The organism is Campylobacteraceae bacterium (assembly GCA_013215945.1).
In the GTDB taxonomy this organism is placed as follows: Bacteria; Campylobacterota; Campylobacteria; order Campylobacterales; family Arcobacteraceae; genus NORP36.
Window position 1 is genome coordinate 138,969 of sequence record JABSOM010000008.1, and the last position, 22,486, is coordinate 161,454.

A 22,486-nucleotide genomic window follows, 5' to 3' on the forward strand; every position below is an offset into this window, starting at 1 on the left:
AATAAAACCCGAGTGGGTTTTATTTTTTTTATGCAAGTCTTTGTTTTAAAAGTTCGTTTACTTTTGCAGGATTTGCACTTCCTTTAGAAGCTTTCATTGTTTGGCCTACGAAAAAACCAAATAATTTTTCTTTTCCACTTTTGTATTCTTCCACTTTATTAGTATTCGCAGCTAAAATTTCATCAATAATTTTTAAAATAGCACCATCATCTGAAACTTGTTTTAAACCAAGAGTATCAATAACTTCTTCAATTTCAACATCATTATCCATTAAATAATCAAGAACTTCTTTTGCTGCTTTTCCTGAGATTGTTCCATTCTCAATATTTTGCACCAATTGTGCAAGTTTTGTTGCATTTACAGGGGAATTAGTAAGGGTAACCCCTTCTTTTAACCTGGCTTTTAATTCAACGCTTAACCAAGTAGTTGCATTTTTTGCTTTAATGTTGGAAGTCATCATTTCTTCAAAAAACCGTGCCATATCCAAAGATGAAGTAAGAAGAGAAGCATCGTATTCTTTCATTCCATAATCTTTTACATAACGTGCTTTTTTCTCATCTGGAAGTTCAGGAATTTTTGAATACTCTTCAAGCATTTCATCGCTTATAATTAAAGGCAATAAATCTGGGTCTGGAAAATACCTATATTCTGCCGCATCTTCTTTCCCTCTCATAGATCTGGTCTCACCCGTTGCTTCATCATATAATCTTGTTTCTTGAACAATTTCAGTAGCGTGAACTCCATCTTCCCATGCTTCAATATGTCTTGCTACTTCAAATCTGATTGCTTTTTCAATAAATTTAAAAGAGTTCATATTTTTAATTTCACAACGGGTATAAAGTTTTGTTTCACCCTTTGGTCTAATAGAAATATTCACATCACATCTGAAAGATCCTTCTTGCATATTTGCATCAGAAATTTCTAAATAACGTACAATTGAATGAAGTTTTTTAAGATATAAAATAGCTTCTTCACTTGATCTCATATCCGGTTCTGAAACTATTTCTAAAAGAGGTGTCCCTGCTCTGTTTAAATCTACTTTTGAATAATTGTTTTCATGAATATTTTTTCCAGCATCATTTTCTAGGTGAGCTCTTGTAATTCCAATTGTTTTACTTCTTCCATCAGGAAAATCAATTACTAATTCTCCTAAATCAACAACAGGTACTTCAAATTGTGAAATTTGATAACCAGAAGGTAAATCAGGATAAAAGTAATTTTTTCTATTAAAAACAGATGTTTGATTTATTTTTGACTTAATTGCTGTACCTAATTGTATTGCTTTTTGAACCGCTTCTTTATTAATAACAGGAAGCGCTCCTGGTAATCCTAAACATGTAGGACATACATTTGTATTTGGTTTTGCTCCAAAACTGGTTGCACAAGAACAAAATAGTTTTGTTTTTGTATTTAATTGAGCATGAACTTCTAGTCCTATTACTACTTCAAACATTTATTTCCTTTTATCTTATTACTTCTATATTAGCTGTTATTCTTGCTTTCTTAAAATGTTCATCTAAGAATCTTTTTTCTCTTTCACTCATGATTTGGTTAAAAATAAGGCTTTTAACTTCTTCGAAATTTTGAGTTTTAAGACCATTTTTCTTTTTGATATATAACATTACATAATGTTTATTCGCTGTGAAAATAGAGGTATACTCTCCTGCTTTTGTTTCATTAAGAATATACTTTATTTGTGAACTTAATTTTGAATTTTCCAGCGTAACTTCTTTTTTCTTAAGCTCTTTTATAAGTGCCATTGGGTTTTTTTTAGTTAAAAGTAAGGCTCTTCTATTTTTACTTGCATATTGAATTACTTCATATGAAACAGAAGATTGATATTGGTTTTGATTATTGTCATAATACAATTTCATATCTTCTTGTGTTGCAACTGTTAAATTACCTCTTAATAAACTTTGTGTTAATTTTTCTTTTAAGATACGTTCTTTAATTTCATCATCAAAAATACTTTGGTTTTTATATTTTTGTTTTATTAGTGATTTAAAATTATATAAATCCATACCATTAGCAGCTGCTAATTTTTCCAGATATTTGTTTGTATCAAAAATATCAACAGAAATATTTTGTTTTTTAATTTCTTGAGCAAATAAAGCTTTATCAATAAGGTAAGTTACTGCATTGTTTTTACTTATATTTTTTTCAAGTACTATTTGATCAATATCAAAAAGTGTAATTACATCGTTATTTATTTTTACGGCAACGGCATTTATTAGCCCAGCAAGAGAGTAAACACTTAAAAAAATAAGGCTTAGAAAAATTTTGTGCATATATATATCCTTTTTAAAGCACATATTTTATCTAAATATTGGTAAATTTATCTAATTAATAAGATGCAAATGAGCATAAAAATAAAAAGCATAAAAAATACTTTTTATTTTATCTTTAATTTTCTTCTAAACTCTTGCTGTAGTACATTTATTTACTAAGTATAAAATAGAATTATAATCGATTCCAGAATACTCACTTAGGCCTATTTCACATGTTTTTGATGTTGAAAAAGCATATTTAATATCTTTTTTCAAAGATGGTTTTAGGGTTCTTAATGCAGCCTCATTTAATTCAGGAAAATCAAAACCTCGATCTCCTGCAAAACCGCAGCATTTTACATCAGGGGGTATTGTCACATCATGTGAGCACATTTTAGCAAGTTTGATAAAACTCTCATGTAAACCCATTTTTCTTGAGGAACACGTAGTATGAATAGCAATAGCATCATCAATTGGGCTAAATGTTAAGTGCTTACTTAATACTTCTAGCGTAAAATCAATGGGTTCATATATTTTCAAATTTCTTTTAAAACTTTCAAGCATTTTTTTAGTACAAGGGGAAGTATCGCATAAAATTGGAATTTCTCCCTCTTGTGAAAGTTCAAATAAATGTTCTTCTAATTGAGAAGATTTCATTTTTGCTTGTTTGTTATATCCTTTTGAAGAAAAAGGCATTCCGCAGCAAAGATTTTCTATATTTTTGGGCAGTATTATTTCATAGTTTGCTTTTTCTAATAAAGCAACGGTTGTTTCATATAACGATTTATCTTCGTTAGAGTTTGCACTTAATCCCATAGTTCTAGAAATACACGAAGGAAAATATATTACTTTATTGTCTGAATTCTTTATTTTAAAATCTTTATTTATGCTTGTAGTTCCTGGAAGGTTTGGTGACCACTTGGGACTTTTTATTCCTGCTCTTAGTGTAGAAGTAAAACCTTTCATAAACGTTGTTCCAATTAGTGAATGCAAAGCATTTGATGAAGAAAGCCCTACTTTCATAATGTTAAGTGTAGTTGAAAAATTATTAGCAATACTGCTTGCAATTTTATCTTGTAAAGGTGTAATTCTTTCTGCTCTTAAATACTTAGTTAATGCCCCCGTATCAATATCAACAGGACATACAGTAGAACACAAAGAACAAGTAGCACAGGTATCTAAACCATCATATACATAAGCATCTTTTAATTTATTTGCTTCTTCTATCTCTCCTATATCCTCTAAGCGTGATATTTCTCTATTAGCTACAATTCTGTGTCTTGGAGTAAAAGTAATAGAATTAGAAGGGCACATAGGCTCACAAAAACCACATTCAATACATTTATCTACTAAGTCATTTGTAGCAGGAAGAAGTTTGAGATTTTTTAAATGGGCTTTTGGATCATCATTTATGATTACCCCTGGATTTAACAGTGTTTTAGGGTCAAATATTTTTTTTATTTTTTTCATAGTTTGATGGGCTGTTTTACCCCATTCAAGTTCTATAAAAGAAGCCATATTTCTTCCTGTCCCATGTTCTGCTTTTAAAGAACCTTGGTAAGTAACTGCTACACTAAAAGTAACATCATTCATAAAAGCATCGTAACGCTCGACTTCTTCTTTTATAGAAAAATCCTGAGTAAATACAAAATGAAAATTTCCTTCTAGGGCATGACCAAAAATGAGAGCTTCTTTATAACCGTGTTTTTTGAAAAGTTCTTGTAACTCCATGCATCCTTCTGCTAAATGTTCAATAGGATAAGCTACATCTTCAATAATAACTGTTGTACCTAATTCTCTTACAGCACCTACTGCTGGAAATAAACCTTTTCTTATTTTCCAAAACAGTGAGTATTCTTCTATTTTATCCGTGAATTCTACTTCTCTTATGGTTTCAAATTCTTCCAAACAAAGAATGATATTATCAATTTGTTTGTTTAGATTTTCTTTAATGGGGGCTCTTGTTTCTATTAATAAAGCGGTTACTTCATCAGCGAAATCTTTTAAATACGAAGGCATTCCTTTATTATTTTGAACCGATTTTAAGGCTTTATTGTCCATTAATTCAACCGCATCAACAATAATATTTTTCTTGTCTTTTTCATGTTTTAATTTAGTAACTGCCTTACAGGCATCTTTAATATTAGGAAAGAATATCAAAGAAGAAGCTTTGTATTTATAATCTTCTACCGTGTAATACGTAATTTCTTCTATAAATGCAAGTGTTCCTTCACTTCCAATGATTAAATGTGCCAAAATATCAAAAACATCATCAAAATCTATTAACGCATTTAAAGAGTAACCACAGGTATTCTTTATTTTGTATTTTCTCTTTATGAGTTTATGAAGTTCTTCATCATTTTTAGTATCATTTGAAAGTTTTTCTAAAGCTTGCATAAAACTAAGATTATTACGTAAAAAGTTTTCTTTTGATGTTTGGTCTTTAGTATCAAGTCTTTGCCCATCTGCCATAATTAATTTAAGTGATTTTAGGGTCTGGTATGAATTCTGTTCAATACCACAGCACATTCCAGAAGCGTTATTAGCTGCAATTCCACCTATCATGGCTGCATTAATCGAAGCAGGGTCTGGGCCTATTTTTTTGCCATGAAATTTAAGTATATTATTTACTTGCTCCCCTGTTAACGCTGGTTCCAAAGCGATGTATGATTTGTCTTTTGAGAGAGAGAATTTTGTAAAATCTCTTGAAGTCATTATTAAAATAGAATCACTAAGTGCTTGCCCAGATAAAGAAGTTCCCCCTCCTCTAAAGGTCATTGCTAAATTTAAAGCATAAGCTTCTTTTATTAAAAACTGTACTTCATTGGCATTATTTGCAAGAACTACAATCTTTGGAATTAACCTATAAAATGAGGCATCAGTGCCATAAACAAGAGTATGAATTTTATCTGTGAATATGTTTTTTTTATTAATTTTTTTAAGAATTCTATTTTGGAATTCTTGATATGTTTTATCTAACATAGTATTCCTTTTATATTAAAGTGTTGATTTTAAAATCAGTGATTAAATATAATAGGTTTTATTCTCTTCTTGTGATTGTATAGATTTCATGATGATAGTTTTTTGAAAAAGCGGTATTGATGTCACAATGTTGAAGTATTATATTAATAATTTCGATATTCATTATGCATCCTTTTCAAGTATATTTAATGTTAACATAAATATATGATAAAGACGTGATATTAGTTTAGAGGCTTATCACACGCTAGGTGTGATAAGTCAAAGTATTATTTTAAGAACGCTTCTACACCAAAGAAACCTGGGTAGATAGCTAATAGTGCTAAAACAGCTATTTGTATAGCAATAAAGGGTAAAACACCTTTATAAATTTGTATTGTTTTAACAGAAGCTGGAACTACCCCTTTAAGATAAAATAAGGAGAAGCCAAAAGGTGGTGTTAAAAAGGATGTTTGTAAATTCATTGCAATTAAAATAGCAAACCAAACCGGATTAATTCCTAATGCTTCAGAGATAGGAATTAAAATTGGAATGATAATATATGAAATTTCAACAAAATCAATAAAAAATCCCAGTATAAAAATAGCCAACATAGTGAAAATAACAAAAGCCCATACCGTATCACCAGGTAGATTTGTCATAAAGTGTTCAACTAATTCTTCCCCACCAGTATAAGTAAATACCATAGAAAAGGCTGTTGCACCAATCAAAATTGCGAAAACCATTGACGTAATTGTAACAGATTCTCTGGCTGCTACTTTTACCATATCAAAAGAAAATGATTTATATGCAAGTGATAATAATATTGCACCTAAACATCCAACCGCAGATGATTCAGTAGGAGTAGCAATTCCTGCAAAAATAGAACCTAAAACCATTAAGATTAATGTTAATGAAGGAATAATATCTTTTAACGCTCTAAATATTTGAGCTTTTTTATTTCCTCTACTAGGATCAGCAGGAATAGCTGGTGCTAAACTTGGGTTTAAATAAGCAACAATCATGATATAAATAATATAACATGCTATTAACATAACTCCAGGTCCAATAGCAGCTGCAAATAAATCACCAACAGGAACTTGAAATACATCTCCTAAAATAATTAATACAATAGAAGGCGGAATAATCTGACCCAAGGTTCCTGAAGCACAAATAGTTCCCGTTGCTAATTCCGTATTGTATTTATATTTCATCATAACAGGAAGTGAAATAACACCCATAGCTACAACTGATGCTCCAACAACACCTGTTGATGCTGCAAGAAGTGATCCTACCAGTACAGTTGAAATAGCAACCCCACCTCTAATTTCTCCAAACAAAAAGCCCATTGATTCTAATAATCGTTCAGCTAAACCTGTTTTTTGTAAAACTATACCCATAAAAATAAACATAGGAATGGCCATTAAAATAGTATTTTGCATAATGGAGTAGATTCTAAAAGGCATAAAATCAAACATTGCAACGCCTTCTGCAAGACCTTCTACAAAACCTACAATAAGACCTTCATCAAAACCAATTTCTACAATTCCAGCAATAAGCCCAAACATTACAGAAACAGCTCCAAAAGTAAAAGCAACTGGAAAACCAATTAACAGCATACATAATGCTGTAAAAAACATAATTATACCAATCATTTTGTTTCTTCCTTATCTATGCTTTTTGTCATTTCTTCAATTTCATCTTTAATCCCATGCTCTTCTAAAGGATGTAAACCTTTGTAGGCATTAAAGTTTTTAATAAAATATCCTGTGGCAGTAATTAATAAAAGTAAAAAAGACAAGGGAATAAGTGCTTTAACTATCCATCTGTGAGTAAGTCCCCCTGGATCTCCTGATATTTCTCCTGAAACAAAAGTCTCAACCACAAAAGGAACAGAAGCCAAACCAATTAAGATAGCAAGTGGGTAAATAAATACTACAACCCCCATCATATTAATCATGGCTTTTCTCTTAGGAGTTAATCTGTCATAAATTAAATCTACTCTTACATGTCCATCTTCTTTTAATGTATAAGACATCCCTAATAAAATAACCACTGAAAACAAATGCCATTCCATTTCTTGGAAAGCAATTGAGCCTGTTTTAAAAAAATACCTCATAACAACGTCATATGTTACATTCATAATCATAAGCACTATTGCCATTGAAGTAACTGCTCCAATAAGATCTGCAAATTTATCGAAGGCTTTTTCTACTTTTAATAACATAAAAATTCCTTTTTTCTTCTATCAACTATTCTTGTTTTAAAAATAATTATAATTATACTGAATTATTATTACAAAAAAATGACAATATTCTATTCTTTTCTAATTTGTATTCCGTATAAGTATAATTAAAAATTTTGTTTATTTGTTTTAAAATTTAGTAAAATATTTCTCCCCTAAGGGAAAAATACTTATCTTATAAGTTGTCTTTTAAGTATAAGAAGTCAGACATTTTAGTCCATTCTCTTGCTTTCTTTTGAAAAGCAGCTTGAGAGTCTAAAATTTCTTTTAATAAAGGTTGCCCTTTAGTTTTTTCAATTAATAATTCTTTGTTCGTTTTCTTCATAGCATCCATTACAGATTTAGGAAAAGTTTTAACTTTAATATTTGGATATTCTTTACCCATTTTTGACCATGCTTCAGCTGACATTGCATAATTTTGAGCATACATGTCATAAGCAGTTAATCTAACAGCAGTAATTAAGATTTTTTGTAAATCTTTTGGTAATTTGTTGTATTTTTTGATATTAATCAAATATTGTAACTCAGTACCTGGTTCATGCCATCCTGTATAATAGTATGGTGCAACTTTATGGAATCCCATTTTGATGTCCATTCCAGGCCCAACCCATTCAAGAGCATCAATTGTACCTCTCTCTAAAGATGTATATAATTCACCTGAAGGAATATTAGTAACAGTAAGACCTAATTTAGCCATAATCTCACCAGCAAAACCAGGAATTCTCATTTTAAGACCTTTTAAATCTTCTAATGAATTAATTTCTTTTCTGAACCATCCACCCATTTGATTTCCAGTATTTCCACCAGGATAAGATAATACTTTATGTTTTGAATATACTTTTTGCATTAAGTCCATACCACCACCGTAGTAAAACCATGCATATTGCTCAGGAGCAGTCATACCAAAAGGCATAGTTGTAAAAGGTAAAGTATTAATATCTTTTCCTTTCCAATAATATGATGCTGAGTGACCCATATCATACTGACCACCCTTAACCATATCTAAAATACCAAAAGCAGCTTTATGTTTATTAGAAGCATCTACTCTAATAAGAAGTCTACCATTTGACATTTCTTTAACCATTTTTGCCATATTCTTTGGTGCATCAATGAAAGGTGATAATGTTGGCCCCCAAGTAGTTGCCAGTTTCCATTTGTATACTTTTTCTTTAGCCACTGCTGTAGTGCTTAACCCAGCAATTACAGTAGCAGCAATAAGAAACTTAGTAGTTTTACTAAATAACGTCATTCTTTCTCCTTTAATTTTGTTATATTGGATTGTAACAGCCCTGAATGATAAAGGTATGATATTTTTTATCATATCAATAAAATGGACTATTTTACTAGTATAATAGTCTATATGTTAACTCTAAAAATATAACCAGTATCAACAATGGTTTCAATATAGTCTTTTTCTAGGGTTTTTCTAAGCCTTCGTATAAGTGTCCTTATAGATTCTAAAGAAACAAAGGAACCTTCCCATACATAAGCCTCAATAGCTTCAAAAGATACTACTTTGTTCTGTTTACTTAAAAATAAGTTTAAAAGTAATCTTTCTTTTTTTGTTAAACGTATTTCTTTTTTATTTAAAAGTATAAAAGAAGATTTAAAATCGAAATATGAGTTTTTATCAAACTTTATTTTTTCATCTTCTGTAATACATAGTTTTTGTATTTTTATTTCTAATTCATCAATAAAAAAAGGTTTTTTAAGATAATCGTTGCAGCCAAAATCATAAGACTCTTTGATTAATTCCAATTCAACAGAAGCAGAAATAATAATAACAGGGGTATCAATATACTGTTCTCGTATTTTTTTTAAAATCTTTATTCCATCAATATTAGGAACATTAATATCCAAAACAAAACACGAGTAACCATTATGAATCGCATCGTAAGCTTCTTGGCCATCAATAAAAGCATCTATTTGATAATCTTTAAGTTCTAGGCGTTTTTTTATTGTAGAATTTAATTTAACATTGTCTTCAAGAAGTAATATTTTCATTCTCTTCTCCTATAATATGTGGAATTTTTATTGTAAATACTACCAAATTAGCGTGATTATGTACACGAATATTTCCCATCATTTTGTCTTCAATAATTACCTTAGCCATATACAAACCAAAACCAGTACCTTCTTCTTTGGTTGTGAAATACGGATCAAAAATTGAATTAATGATTTTCTCATCAATAATACCACCATCATCTATTATTTCAATTATATTGTAGGTCTCATCCGAATTTATTTTTATAGTGAGTTTAAATTTCTCATTTGTTTCTTTTTCAAGTATTTTATTTTTTGCATTGTTTATAATATTTAAAAGCACTTGTTTAAATTCATTTTCAAAACCATAAATTAAAAGTTCTTTTTTTTCATTATTGTATTCAATGGTAGTGCTTATATTTGAATAAAATAGCTGTTTCCCAACAATTTCAAATATTTCATCAAAAGAATTTTTGATAGAAAACAGGGTTCTTTTTGTAGAAGGTTTTAAAAAATTTCTAAAATCACTTAAGGTTTTTGACATATATTTTATTTGCACCATAGAGTCATTAACAAAATCATCCATATGTACTTTTTGTAAGTCTTCTAATAAATACGAGGTTTGTATATCTTGCACTTGAGCACTTAATTCTACTAAAGGTTCGTTCCATTGATGGGCAATTGCTGCAATCATATCTCCCATTTCTGCAAGTTTTCCTTGTTGTATTAAAAATTGTTTTTGCTGTAAACGCTCAGTAATATCATCCATAATACATACAATTCCTCCAATACTTCCATCTGAATTCAGATAAACAGCTTTATTTAAAAGAATATTTTTCATTGATCCATTTGGAAAATGTAAGGTAAGTTCAGAATTATTGGTGCCTTGTGTTTTAAAGAGTTCTTTGTCAATATTTTCATTTTTTACAGCCAAATCATAAGGATAAAAATCATGGGCAGTTTTGCCAATAACGTCCTTTTTCTCCATAGAAAAAAGTGTTGAAAAAGCTTCATTACAGCCTAAAAGTTTTCCATTTCTGTTTTTATAATAAATAGGACTTGGCATGGTATTTAATAAAACTCTATCAAATCTTACAATATTTTGAAGGTCTTCTGCCATTACTTTTCGTCTTTGAATATTGGCTCTCATACTTAAAACCATTACTGAGAGTATAAAAATTGAAATTAAAGACAAAACAACAAATTTTGTATATTCTTTATAAATAGTGGAGGGTTCATTAATTAAAATATAATCTTTTACAAAAGGTTCAATATCAATATCAAATTTTTGAAGCTCTTTATAGTCAAATATATACCTATTTGGTGATTTTTCTAAAATAGGTATGTCTTTTATTTTTTTGTTTCTTAGTAAAATATCCAAAGCCATTTCTGATACTGCATCGCCTTGAGAAAGTGCTGATGTTAATAAACCACCTACAATTCCATAATTTAAATAAAAATCCCATAAGCCGTAAATAGGAACAGTTGCTTTTTTCTTTATTTGTTGGAAACTCTTTTTATGAGAGAAATATTTCCCTGTTTTATCTTTAAAGAGTAATACATATAATATTATTGTGTCATCTGTTAGTTTTGAAACTTTTTCTTCAATTTTTTCTATATCCATATTATCTATGTATTCAATATTAATTATTTTTTTGTATTTTTTGATTATGGCACGTAAATCACGTCTCATTGCTAAGCCCGTTTTTGATTTATCATTTAAAATAAGTAAATTTTTCATTTTAGGATGGAGTTTTAGAATTAATTCAAAGTTCTTTTCTAAATCAACTTGTTCAACTACCCCTGTCATATATTTATTCATATTGTTTTCATATAAAAGGTTTTTGTCAAAGTTGTTAATACCGCAAAATAAGACAGGAAGGTCTTTAAATAGATAATCATGATAACGAATGACAAAATCAAAAGCATTATTATCACTGGCAATTATTAAGTCAAATTTTCTTTTTTGAAATTGATCTTTATATAAAGAAGCCAACTTATCTAAATAAATAGGTCCAGCAACTCTTTTAGTATCCATATAAACAGTAGTAAGTTCTATATTTTCATAGGGTTTTAGTTTTTCTTCTATACTTTTTGAGATATCATCACTCCAAATATAGCCTTTGTGATAGGAGTGAATCAATAATACTTCTTTTGAAAAAAGATTAAGTGTTAATAATAAGAGTACAAAAATATATTTCATAAGCTTCTTTTCTCTTATTATAGCCACTTATTTTTAGTCTATGAAAATAACATAACCTGTTTTAGGTCCATGTGCACCAATAACCAGTGCTTGTTCAATATCAGCTGTTTTGGAAGGTCCTGATATAAATACACCATATCTTCCTTCTTCAAAAGATATTTTTTCATAGGCTTCATGCATATTGTTAATTAACTGATCTTTTTTTACTACTAGTACTATATGCTGCGCTATAAAATATAAAGCACGGTGTTTATTGTTTTGATTTTTTACCCAAACCGCACCATTTTCAGCAATCGCAAACTCTCCTTTTACAATTGCTAAATCTACATCCTTTAAATCATGTGGGTCATTGATATCATTGCTTTTGAAATTACCTAAACTACACTCTTTCACATTTGATACAATGTTTTTTTCATCTTTATATAAAGACAAAATCAAAGCATCTAATTCTTCTTTTGAACTTACGAAGGATTTCCCTCCCACAGTTTCAAGCATAAAACTAAATTGTGTGTATTTATTATCATAAGTAATTCCAAAATTATCATAAGAAGGCAAATCGTTTGCTGGTGTTTGGTTGATTTGTTTAATCTTGTTTAATATTGTTTCTCTACTTGTCATTTTCATCTTCTTTCATTTTTTTATACAACTCTTTAAATGAGTATTGCGGGAGTTCTGGAATATCTCTTGTTTTCCCCCAAATGTTGAATTTATTATAAATAAGTTTATTGGGAATATAAGGCATGATTTTTCTTCCTACTTTTCCTAAAAAATCTATTAATTTAGGTCGCTCAAATACATAAGTCATTATTTTCATTGAAAACATTTTCTTTTTATCTAAGTGTCCATTTTTCCCTAAATCTTGTCTGTGTTTATACAATTGTGAATCCAAATCAATTTTAACAGGACAAACATTGGTACAAGAACCACAAAGCGTACAGGCAAAAGGTAAAGAATTGTGTTTTTTTGGTTCTTTAAAAGCTGCTAGCGTTGAACCTATAGGACCTGGAATTACATACTCATAAGAATGCCCTCCACTCCTTCTGTAAATGGGACAGGTATTCATACACGCTCCACAACGTATACAATTTAGTGCTTTTGCATAATCTTTACTTGCTAAAAACTCTGCTCTTTTATTATCAACAATAACTACATGCATTTCTCCTCCATCAATGGGACCATGGAAATGAGAAGTATAAGACGTTATAGGTTGTCCTATTGCACTTCGTGCTAATAACCTGGTAAATACACTTAAATCTATTAATCTTGGAATTATTTTTTCCATTCCCATAGATGCTATATGTAATTTAGGAAGAGATACTCCCATATCTGCATTACCTTCATTGGTACAAACAACAATTCCTCCTGTGTTGGCTATTGCAAAGTTTACCCCTGTAAGTCCTGCCTCTGCACTTAAAAAATCTTCTCTTAAAGCACTTCTTGCTGCTCTTGTTAAATAAGTAGGATCATCATTTCCTTTTTCGGTACCCAGTTTTTCATGAAAAGTATCTGCTACCTCTTGGCGTTTTAAATGAATAGCAGGCAGTACTATATGAGAAGGTGTTTCATTTCTTAATTGAACAATTCTCTCCCCTAAATCAGTATCAATTACTTCTATTCCTCTGTTTTCTAAATAAGGATTTAAATGACACTCTTCTGTTAACATGGATTTTGATTTAACGAGTTTTTTAACGTTTTTATCTTTTAAAATTTTATATACAATTTCATTGTGTTCTTGCGCATCTTTTGCCCAATGAACTTTTATTCCATTTTTTATAGCATTTTTTTCAAACTCTTCTAAATAATAATCCAGTTTATTCATGGTATGGCTTTTAATTAAAGCGCCAAAAGTACGTAGTTCTTCCCATTCTGGAATAGTTTTACTGGCTTTGTCTCTTTTTTCTCTTACAAACCATAAGGCTTTGTCATGCCAATGCATTCTTTCATCATTTTTTACATAAGCCGCCGCATTTATTGCATGTTTTGCCATTATAATTTCTCACCTAAAAGGATTTGGGAAATATGTAATACTTTTATGGGATTCTTTTCTCTGCTTATTAAACCTTGCATGTGCATTAAACAGGACATATCAGCACCTGTCATTACTTCTACTTTATTGTCTTGATGATCTTTGATACGGTCTCTTCCCATAGCAGTGGAGAGTGCATCTTCACTTACACAAAATGTTCCGCCAAAACCGCAGCATTCATCATCTCTGTTTAAAGATACAATTTTTATATCTTTTACTAGAGATAAAATATTATGTAGTTTTGAATTATGCGGTACATTAAGTTCAGTAGGTGTTCCTAAACCAAGTGATCTGTGCCCATGACAGGAATTATGAAGTCCTACTTTATAAGGAAAAGAAACATCAAGTTTGTCTATTTTTACAACATCATGTAAAAATTCTGTTATTTCATAAATAGAGCTTTTAATTTTATTATAATCTTTGTTTTCTTCAAAAAATTCAGCATAATGTTCTTTTACCATAGTGACACAAGAAGCAGATGGCGAAACAACATAATCATAGTCTTTAAAGTTATCTACAAACATATGCGCCAGTTTTTTTATATCAGATGCGCATCCTGAATTGGCCATAGGCTGTCCACAGCAGGTTTGATTTATTGGATAATCTACTTCATAGTTAAGTTTTTTCAATAACAAGTATGTAGACATGGATGCTTTGGGATATAGTTCGTTCATAAAACAGGGAATAAATAAGCCTATTTTCATTTTGACTCCTTATACAAACAATTTGATGTTTATAATGATTTTAATTGAGCTTTTAAAGACTCTTTTCTTTCATCATCTTACATTAAGGGTATGATTAAGGTGTGATATTTTTTATTTAACATTTCAGTTAAGCTATATTTTATTAATGTGTTACTTATCTTCTCATTATTATTGTAGAGTCATTGTCCAGATAATCATTAATTATTTCTATATTGGGGCATAAATCTTCACAAAACTCAATAACTTCTTTTTTTAATATGTAGTTATAAGAATCAGAAGATAAAAAATTAAAAATAAAAGCTTTTGTACTTGAAAGGTAAACATTATGTATAAAAATAAAGAACTCTGTTTTATTTAGTATATTTAGAGCCCCTGAGCAGAGATAATAGTCTTTTTGTGGTAAAGCATCATTAATAGCATTTTTAAGTAAAAATTTTAAAGAGGGGAATCTTCTTTCACAAATAGTTATCATTGATTTTTCGCAGTCTATTCCTAAATAATCTACATTTTTATGATTGTTTTGTAATAAATATTGATAATATTCTCCAAAACCGCAGCCTATGTCAGCAAAAGAATGGCTTTGGAGTTTTTCATTTATAAGTGTGGTGATAATCTCAAAACGTTTGTATTGGTTTTCTTTAGAACTCCAATGCACCCCTAATGCGGATATTCCGTATTCTTTTATTGCACCTTCATAAAAACGTTGATTATCCTCAAAAGCCATTAGATTTGCTCTATTGTCACACCATTTTGCTCTAAAAAACTGGAAATTATTGTTGAATTTGTATGTTCATAGGCTTTTTCAAAAACAATTTTTTTTATACCTGCTGCGATTAAATTTTTTGAACAATCTGCACAAGGCTCAAGTGTCACATAAATACTAGCACCTTCAATTGAAATACCTTTTCTTGCTGCCCAGATTATTGCGTTCATTTCTGCATGTATTTCATAGGTTTTAGACCACTCATGATGTTCTTTAGTATATTCTCCTTGCCAATGATCATTACAATTTGTAAATCCTGCGGGTGTTCCGTTGTATCCTGTTGATAATATTCTTCCGTCTTTTACAATTACAGCTCCAACTTGTTTTGATACACATTTTGATGCTTTTGCTATTTCTTTGGCAATATTTATGAAGTTTTTGGCACTTATCATCTTTTTTGACCTTTTTTTTTCTTTTTGGATTATTTAATGTAATTATTTTCTTGATTTTTAAAAAAAACGTTATTTTCTTCTATTTTTGACTAGAATTAGCATGAAATAGGTAAATTTCTTCATATTTATGCCAGTTTTACTAAAAAATAGCCATTTTGTTTTATTTGTATATAATTAATAATACTGTATTATAACAAAAATTTAGAGAAAAAAAGGCTAGATATGGACTTCAAAGAGATAAAAGAATTAATCAGAGTATTTGATAAAAGTGAACTAAATAAATTAAAAGTAAAAGATGAAAACTTTGAAATTGCTCTACAAAAGGGTTTTGAGGGTGGAACTCTTGTAACTTCAGGACCTATCCTTGCACCAGTTGCAGCTCCTATTGTAGCTCCTGTTATACCAAGTGCAGCAGCTTCTATTACTGAAGAAGACTTAGGTGATACTATTGATGCGCCAATGATTGGAACATTTTATGCCTCTCCATCACCAGAAGCTAGTAATTTTGTAAAAGTAGGAGATACTGTATCTAAAGGTCAAACCTTATGTATCTTAGAAGCTATGAAAATTATGAATGAAGTTGAAGCTGAATTTGACTGTAAAATTCTTAAAATACTAGTAGAAGATGGTAATCCAGTTGAATACGATATGCCATTATTCGTTGTAGAAAAATTATAAGAGTTGATTATGGCAGAAATTAAAAAAATTCTAATTGCTAACCGCGGTGAAATAGTACAAAGAGCTGTACGAACCATAAGAGAAATGGGAAAAAAATCAGTTGCTGTTTACAGCTCTGGTGATAAAGAAGCATCTTATTTAAAACATGCAGATGAAGCTGTATGTATAGGTGGTCCTAAGTCAGCTGATTCATATTTAAATATTCCAGCTATTATTGCAGCAGCAGAAATGACAGGTTGTGATGCGATTTTTCCTGGATATGGTTTTTTATCAGAAAATAAAGATTTTGTAGAGATTTGTCGTTTACACAATATAAAATTTATTGGACCTTCTGTTGAAGTAATGGAGCGAATGTCTGATAAATCAAAAGCAAAAGAAGAAATGGTAAGAGCAGGCGTTCCTGTTGTTCCTGGATCTACTGGGTCTATTAATTCTATAGAAGAAGCAAAAATCATTGCAAAAGAAATTGGTTACCCTATTATGGCCAAAGCTTCTGCTGGTGGTGGTGGTAGAGGTCTTAGACTAATTAAAGAGGAAAAAGATTTTGAACAGTTATATATGGCTGCTTCTTCTGAAGCTTTTGCTGCTTTTGGAGATGGATCTATGTATTTAGAGAGATTCATTAATAATCCAAGACATATAGAAGTTCAAGTTATTGGAGATAGCCATGGAAATGCTATTCATATTGGTGAGAGAGATTGTTCGTTGCAGAGACGTCATCAAAAAGTAATAGAAGAATCTCCTGCAATTCTTTTAGATGAAGATACAAGAGTAAAATTGCATGCAGTTGCAGTAAAAGCTACTAAATATTTAAAATATGAAGGCGCTGGTACGTTTGAATTCTTAGCAGATGATAAACAAAACATTTATTTTATGGAAATGAATACAAGATTGCAAGTTGAACATCCTGTTTCTGAAATGGTATCTGGTTTGGATTTAATTGAATTAATGATTCGTGTTGCAGAAGGTGAAAAACTTCCTTCACAAGATAGCATTAAATTTAGAGGTCATGCAATTGAGTGTAGAATCACAGCAGAAGATCCTAATTCATTTTTACCAAGTCCAGGGAAAATAACACAATGGATGGTTCCAGGTGGTAGAAATGTAAGAGTTGATAGCCATGTATATACTAATTATGTGGTACCTCAATACTATGACTCAATGATTGGGAAACTGATTGTTTGGGGAAGAGACAGAGAAAAAGCGATTAATATTATGAAAAGAGCTTTAAATGAATTTGAAGTTACAGGAATTAAAACTACTATTCCTTTCCATATAAAAATGATGGAAAATGAAGATTTCATTGCAAATAACTATGATACAAAATACTTAGAGAACTACAAAAGTCTAGACGATATTTAAGAATAGGTAAACCCTATTCTTAATCTACTACAAATATAAAAGCTTAAATTAATATTAAATTAGCTATAATCCGGAAAATATACACATTTATATACTATAATTCCCTAGAAATGGCGATTGCTTAATAGAACATTTTTGTTTTTGTTTATTGAAGCTTATATATACGTGTATATCAAAAAAATATACAAGGTAAAATATGACTTTTAGTGAATTTGATTTTCAAAAAGACTTACACAAAGCAATTGATGAGGCAGGGTTTACAGAACCAAGTCCTATACAAGAAGAGGCAATCCCTATTATTTTAAAGGGAAAAGATATAGTAGCGCAAGCACAAACAGGTACAGGTAAAACTGCAGCATTCGGACTTCCTATTTTAAATATGATGAAAAAAGAAAAAGGTGTTCAAGCTGTTGTTATTTGTCCTACAAGAGAACTTGCTATGCAAGTTTCAGATGAAATTTTTAGATTTGGAAAATTTTTAGGTATTTCTACTGCTGCTGTTTATGGTGGACAAGCTTACTCTAGACAATTAAAACACATTGAAACTGCTGGTATTATTGTAGCAACTCCAGGTAGATTCATTGATTTATTAAAAACTGGAAAAATTAAGATTAAACCTTCTTATGTTGTTTTAGATGAAGCGGATGAGATGTTAGATATGGGATTTTTAGATGATATCAAAGAAATCTTTACATTTATGCCAGAAGACAGACAAACATTATTATTCTCTGCAACTATGCCAACAGCTATTAAAAACTTAGCAAAAACTATTTTAAAAGAACCAGAATTTATTTCTTTAACAAAAAAGAATATTACCAATGATAATATTTCTCAATCTTTTTATGTAGTTGATGAATATGAAAGAGATGATGCATTAATTAGATTATATGATTTTTTAAATCCAAGTAAATCTATCATTTTTTGTAGAACTAAAAAAGAAGTTGATAGATTATCTACTTATTTAGTATCTCAAGGTTACAGTGCAAAATCATTACATGGTGATATGGAGCAAAGACAAAGAGAAGAAGCTATTAGAGCATTTAAACGTTCAAGTGTTGAAGTATTAATTGCAACTGATGTAGCAGCACGTGGTCTTGATGTTAATGATGTATCTCACGTATTTAATTACCATTTACCATTTGATTCTGAATCTTATGTTCATAGAATCGGACGAACAGGTAGAGCTGGTAAAAAAGGAAGCGCTGTTTCTATTGTAACTCCACATGAGTTTAGAATGATTCAAAGAATTCAAAAATCTACAGGTTCTACATTAGAAGCAAAAGTTGTTCCTAATATTAATTTAGTAAGAGATCAAAAAACATCTTCTTTGGTTGAAAAAATCAAAGATCAAGAAAATTTTGACGCTGGAATGAAAATTGTAGAAATGTTAAAAGAAGAATACGATTTATCAACAATTGCATATAAATTAGCATCTATGTTAAGTGAAGAAGCTAAAGTTGCTGGTAAAAACTTTATTGGAAAATCAGAAAGTGATATTGAGCGATTATTCGAAAGAATGAAAACTGAAAAAGATGATGGACGTTCAGGTGGACGTGGTCATTTCAGAAATAGAAATCGTGGTGGTTCAAGAGGTGGTGGATCAAGAGACGGTGGTTCAAGAGGCGGTTACAGAGGTGGTTCTAGAGACGGCGGTTCTAGAGGTGGTTCAAGAGACGGCGGTTCAAGAGGTTAATCCCCTCTTGCACTACTCTCTTATTTATATAAAAACTCTGGAAGTACCAATGCAATAGCAGGGATTAGTGTTAATAACAATAATCGAATGATATCTGCAATCCAAAAAGGGGTTACTCCTCTAAAGATGGTTGCTGTACTTACATCTTTATTTGCATTACTTAAAACAAATACGTTCATTCCTAAAGGCGGAGTAATTAAACTAATCTCTGTTACAACTACTACTAAAATACCAAACCATACCAAATCAAAACCAAGCGCTTCTACAATGGGAAAAAATATTGGCACGGTTAATAAAATCATTGATAAACTTTCAAAAATAAAACCCAGCAAGATATAAACCAATAACATTAAAAATATAACACCTAGGGGTGGTAAATTTACTGTTTGAATAAAATGCAACAATTCACTTGAAAATCCAGCTCTGTCAACAAAATTTGAAAAAATCAAAGCTCCTATAATAACAACAAATAATGATACTGTGGTTTTACTTGTTTCTACTAAAGCAATAAACAAAGAAGTAAAGGTAAGATTCTTTTTAATCAAAGCAATTAAAAAAGCTCCCGCTGCACCAATTCCTGCTGCTTCTGTAGGAGTAAATATACCAGAATATATTCCGCCCATAACAAGCGTAAATAAAAGCAATGTTCCCCATATGTTTTTTATAGCTTCCATTTTTTCTTCTTTACTGGATTCTTTACCAGCAGGTCCCGCTTTAGGGTCACGTTTTACTGTCCAAATTATTGCGCCTAAGTATAATAATACTCCCAATAATCCAGGTAAAAACCCTGCTGCAAATAATTCTCGAATACTTTGTTCTGTAATGATTCCATAAATAACCAAAATCACACTAGGTGGTATGAGGATTCCTAATGTTCCTCCTGCTGCAATAGAAGCAGATGCCAACGATGCACTGTATCCATAATTTAGCATAGGTTTCATTGATACTTTTGACATAGTTGCTACTGTAGCTAAACTTGAACCACAAATTGCTGAGAAAAAACCGCTGGCAACAATTGTTGACATGGCAAGTCCTCCTTTAAATTTTCCCACCATTATATAAGATACTTTATACAATTCTTTAGAAATACCAGCATTGGTCATTAGATTTCCCATTAATACAAATAAGGGAATAATGGATAAACCATAATCTTGGGATGTTTCTACTGCTAGTTTTGTTGACATGGTTAATGAGGCAACATAATTATAATCACCTAAATACGCAAAACCAAAAAAGCCTACTATTCCCATAGCAAATCCTATAGGCATTCTAAATAAAATAAGAAGAAATAAAATGATGGAACCAATTCCTGCTATTAACATTCGTTTATCTCCTTTTTATAGCTAGTGTAAATATGAAGCAAACCAAAACTTAATATACAAAAAATAGTGAAATAACACATACTTGCCATAAACGTTAAAAAATAAGATGTTTTAAGTTCTAAGTGCTCTGTGCTTTGGCCATATTTAGCTGCTCTTGATGCAAGAATTAATAGTTTGTTCCCAAGATGATATAAAGATATTGAAATGATTAGATTAAGAACAACTATGAGTATATTACGGATTAAAGTACTAAAGACTCTGTCTAAAACATCTACTACGATGTTTTCATTTTTCCAACAAAGAATGGGAAGACTTGCAAATACTACAATTCCTAATATAACTTCTGTTAATTCAGTAGAACCTGGTAGTGGACTGTTAAAAAGATATCTGCCTGTAACATCAATACATGTTATTATGGTTAAAATTATTAACCCAAGCCCAGATATGGAGTTTAAAATAAACTCACATATCTTTTCCATATTTTTTAATGCCTTTAACATTATTTTACCATGTTTCTTAATTCGTTTAATGCAGCTCTCGCATCAATACCATTTTTTGATACTTCTTTAATCCATTCTTCATCCATACCACTCATTAAGTCTTTAAACTCTTTTATGATGCTAGGACTTGCATCTAAAATATTGTTTCCATATTTTTTTGCATCGGCTTCACCAATAGCAGCATCTTTTTGCCAATAATGTCCTGCAAGTGTAGAAAGTTTTTCTCCTGAAACACTTAATATTGCTGCTTTATCTTCTTTCTTTAAAGAATTTAAAAAAGCGGGATTTAAATATATTCCAAAACTACCTAAATACATTCCTGCAGGAAATTTTAATGTAAAGGGTGCAACTTCTTTTAATCTTAGGGTTCGTTTTTCTCCAAGTGGCATAAAAACACCATCGGCAATTCCTTGTGATAAGGCTTGGTATACTTTATTTCCAGGAAGTGCAACCCCTTCAATTTCAAATCTTTTTGCAATTTGACTTTGAATACCTCCCCCAATTCTGATTTTTTTACCTTTTAAATCACTTAGTTTAGTAATTTCTTTTCTTAAATGTATTTGACCTGGGGCATGAGTAAATAAACCTGCTAAAACCAAATCATCATTTTCATTGGATTTAGAAAAATATTTATCATAAACTTTCCAATAAGCAGGAGAAGCTTTCTCAGCTCCTACTCCTAGATTAGGTAATTCAACAATTTTTGTTAAATTAAAACGCCCAGGGTAAAAACCATGAAAAGTCCAACCTGCTTCATATGCTCCATCTGTTACATTGTCAAGTATTGCTTTTGGACTTCCTGGGTATTGAATCTTAAGATTTACTCTTCCTTGTGTAGCTTCTTCTATCCATTTTCCCCATGTGGGCAATACATCTGCATTCATCGTATGTTTTGGAGGTAACCATGAATAAACATGTATTGTTTTCGTTTTTGCTGCGTAAGATGAAACAGCTCCAAGTGTGAGAACAAAAATTGCTGTAAGTGTTTTTTTTGCTAAGGTATTCTTCATATACATTTGTAAACTCCTGTGTGAATATTGTTGTAAAGTTTAATTTACTTTGCCTTTTTTAATACAGCCTATGAAATAATCGTATACAGTACATATGCTTATATTGCCAATATTTATATGTTAACAGAAAAGGTTACTTAAAAAAAATGACAATTTAATGTCATTAAATTGTCATTTTATCAATGTATATTTATAATTATAAAGGAATAAAAGATGAAAATCAAAAAGATACATCATGTTGCTTATCGTTGTAGTGATGCAAAAAAGACAGTTTTGTGGTACAAAGAACATTTTAATATGGACTTCGTTTTAGCAATAGCTGAAAACGAAGTTCCATCTACGAAACAACCAGATCCTTATATGCATATCTTTTTAGATGC

At 30.4% G+C, this 22,486-nt stretch carries 20 protein-coding genes; 4 read left to right on the top strand and 16 right to left on the bottom strand.

Translation table 11 applies throughout. The features are described from left to right. Positions 1-28 precede the first annotated feature (28 nt). From gatB to HRT41_10185, 13 genes are all read right to left on the bottom strand, one after another. Complete coding sequence (gatB, locus tag HRT41_10125) at positions 29-1,453, bottom strand: Asp-tRNA(Asn)/Glu-tRNA(Gln) amidotransferase subunit GatB (GenBank protein ID NQY24383.1); 1,425 nt, start codon at positions 1,451-1,453, stop codon at positions 29-31. 10 nt (positions 1,454-1,463) lie between these two features. After that, a complete protein-coding gene (locus HRT41_10130) occupies positions 1,464-2,288 on the bottom strand; it encodes a peptidyl-prolyl cis-trans isomerase (GenBank protein NQY24384.1) in 825 nt (274 codons plus the stop codon). Positions 2,289-2,414: 126 nt separating this feature from the next. Continuing rightward, entirely contained in the window at positions 2,415-5,249 is a 2,835-nt protein-coding gene (locus HRT41_10135; protein ID NQY24385.1) for an FAD-binding oxidoreductase, read from the bottom strand. A 266-nt stretch (positions 5,250-5,515) separates the two neighbouring features. Further along, the gene (locus tag HRT41_10140; protein NQY24386.1) at positions 5,516-6,880 is read right to left on the bottom strand and encodes a TRAP transporter large permease subunit; all 1,365 of its coding nucleotides are present in this window, start codon (positions 6,878-6,880) and stop codon (positions 5,516-5,518) included. Then, positions 6,877-7,452 carry a TRAP transporter small permease subunit gene (locus tag HRT41_10145; GenBank protein NQY24387.1) on the bottom strand — a complete coding sequence of 192 codons (576 nt, stop codon included), beginning with the start codon at positions 7,450-7,452 and terminating at the stop codon, positions 6,877-6,879. Before HRT41_10145 ends, HRT41_10140 begins: the two co-directional genes overlap by 4 nt. 193 nt (positions 7,453-7,645) lie before the next feature. Continuing rightward, positions 7,646-8,719, bottom strand: coding sequence for a TRAP transporter substrate-binding protein DctP (dctP, locus tag HRT41_10150; protein ID NQY24388.1), 1,074 nt, complete (start codon positions 8,717-8,719; stop codon positions 7,646-7,648). Between the two features lie 107 nt (positions 8,720-8,826). Then, positions 8,827-9,474 (bottom strand): response regulator transcription factor, encoded by a 648-nt coding sequence (locus HRT41_10155; protein ID NQY24389.1) that lies wholly within the window; start codon positions 9,472-9,474, stop codon positions 8,827-8,829. Then, a complete protein-coding gene (locus HRT41_10160) occupies positions 9,455-11,656 on the bottom strand; it encodes a PAS domain-containing protein (protein NQY24390.1) in 2,202 nt (733 codons plus the stop codon). The genes HRT41_10155 and HRT41_10160 overlap by 20 nt, the downstream gene beginning before the upstream one ends. A gap of 33 nt (positions 11,657-11,689) precedes the next feature. Beyond that, positions 11,690-12,274, bottom strand: coding sequence for an LUD domain-containing protein (locus HRT41_10165; GenBank protein NQY24391.1), 585 nt, complete (start codon positions 12,272-12,274; stop codon positions 11,690-11,692). Beyond that, complete coding sequence (locus HRT41_10170) at positions 12,264-13,643, bottom strand: lactate utilization protein (GenBank protein NQY24392.1); 1,380 nt, start codon at positions 13,641-13,643, stop codon at positions 12,264-12,266. Before HRT41_10170 ends, HRT41_10165 begins: the two co-directional genes overlap by 11 nt. Then, a complete protein-coding gene (locus HRT41_10175; protein ID NQY24393.1) occupies positions 13,643-14,386 on the bottom strand; it encodes a (Fe-S)-binding protein in 744 nt (247 codons plus the stop codon). Before HRT41_10175 ends, HRT41_10170 begins: the two co-directional genes overlap by 1 nt. Before the next feature lie 154 nt (positions 14,387-14,540). After that, positions 14,541-15,110, bottom strand: a complete 570-nt coding sequence (locus HRT41_10180; protein NQY24394.1) for a class I SAM-dependent methyltransferase — start codon at positions 15,108-15,110, stop codon at positions 14,541-14,543. Then, a complete protein-coding gene (locus HRT41_10185; GenBank protein ID NQY24395.1) occupies positions 15,110-15,541 on the bottom strand; it encodes a dCMP deaminase in 432 nt (143 codons plus the stop codon). Before HRT41_10185 ends, HRT41_10180 begins: the two co-directional genes overlap by 1 nt. Before the next feature lie 222 nt (positions 15,542-15,763). Between HRT41_10185 and accB the strand changes: the two genes are divergently transcribed. From accB to HRT41_10200, 3 genes are all read left to right on the top strand, one after another. Further along, complete coding sequence (gene accB, locus HRT41_10190; GenBank protein NQY24396.1) at positions 15,764-16,219, top strand: acetyl-CoA carboxylase biotin carboxyl carrier protein; 456 nt, start codon at positions 15,764-15,766, stop codon at positions 16,217-16,219. A 9-nt stretch (positions 16,220-16,228) separates the two neighbouring features. After that, entirely contained in the window at positions 16,229-17,581 is a 1,353-nt protein-coding gene (locus tag HRT41_10195; GenBank protein ID NQY24397.1) for an acetyl-CoA carboxylase biotin carboxylase subunit, read from the top strand. A 196-nt stretch (positions 17,582-17,777) separates the two neighbouring features. Next, positions 17,778-19,274: a DEAD/DEAH box helicase gene (locus HRT41_10200; protein ID NQY24398.1), complete on the top strand. Its 1,497-nt coding sequence runs from the start codon at positions 17,778-17,780 to the stop codon at positions 19,272-19,274. 20 nt (positions 19,275-19,294) lie between these two features. Here HRT41_10200 and HRT41_10205 read toward each other — a convergent pair whose 3' ends face one another. From HRT41_10205 to HRT41_10215, 3 genes are read right to left on the bottom strand one after another with little or no spacing between them, the layout of a single operon-like run. Further along, a complete protein-coding gene (locus HRT41_10205) occupies positions 19,295-20,596 on the bottom strand; it encodes a TRAP transporter large permease (protein ID NQY24399.1) in 1,302 nt (433 codons plus the stop codon). Next, positions 20,590-21,075 (bottom strand): TRAP transporter small permease, encoded by a 486-nt coding sequence (locus HRT41_10210; GenBank protein NQY24400.1) that lies wholly within the window; start codon positions 21,073-21,075, stop codon positions 20,590-20,592. Before HRT41_10210 ends, HRT41_10205 begins: the two co-directional genes overlap by 7 nt. 20 nt (positions 21,076-21,095) lie before the next feature. Further along, positions 21,096-22,106, bottom strand: coding sequence for a TRAP transporter substrate-binding protein (locus HRT41_10215; protein NQY24401.1), 1,011 nt, complete (start codon positions 22,104-22,106; stop codon positions 21,096-21,098). 213 nt (positions 22,107-22,319) lie between these two features. On the opposite strand from HRT41_10215, the gene HRT41_10220 reads away from it, so the two are divergent. Next, positions 22,320-22,486, top strand: a 167-nt coding sequence (locus tag HRT41_10220) for a VOC family protein (protein ID NQY24402.1), incomplete at its 3' end; no start/stop codon positions are given.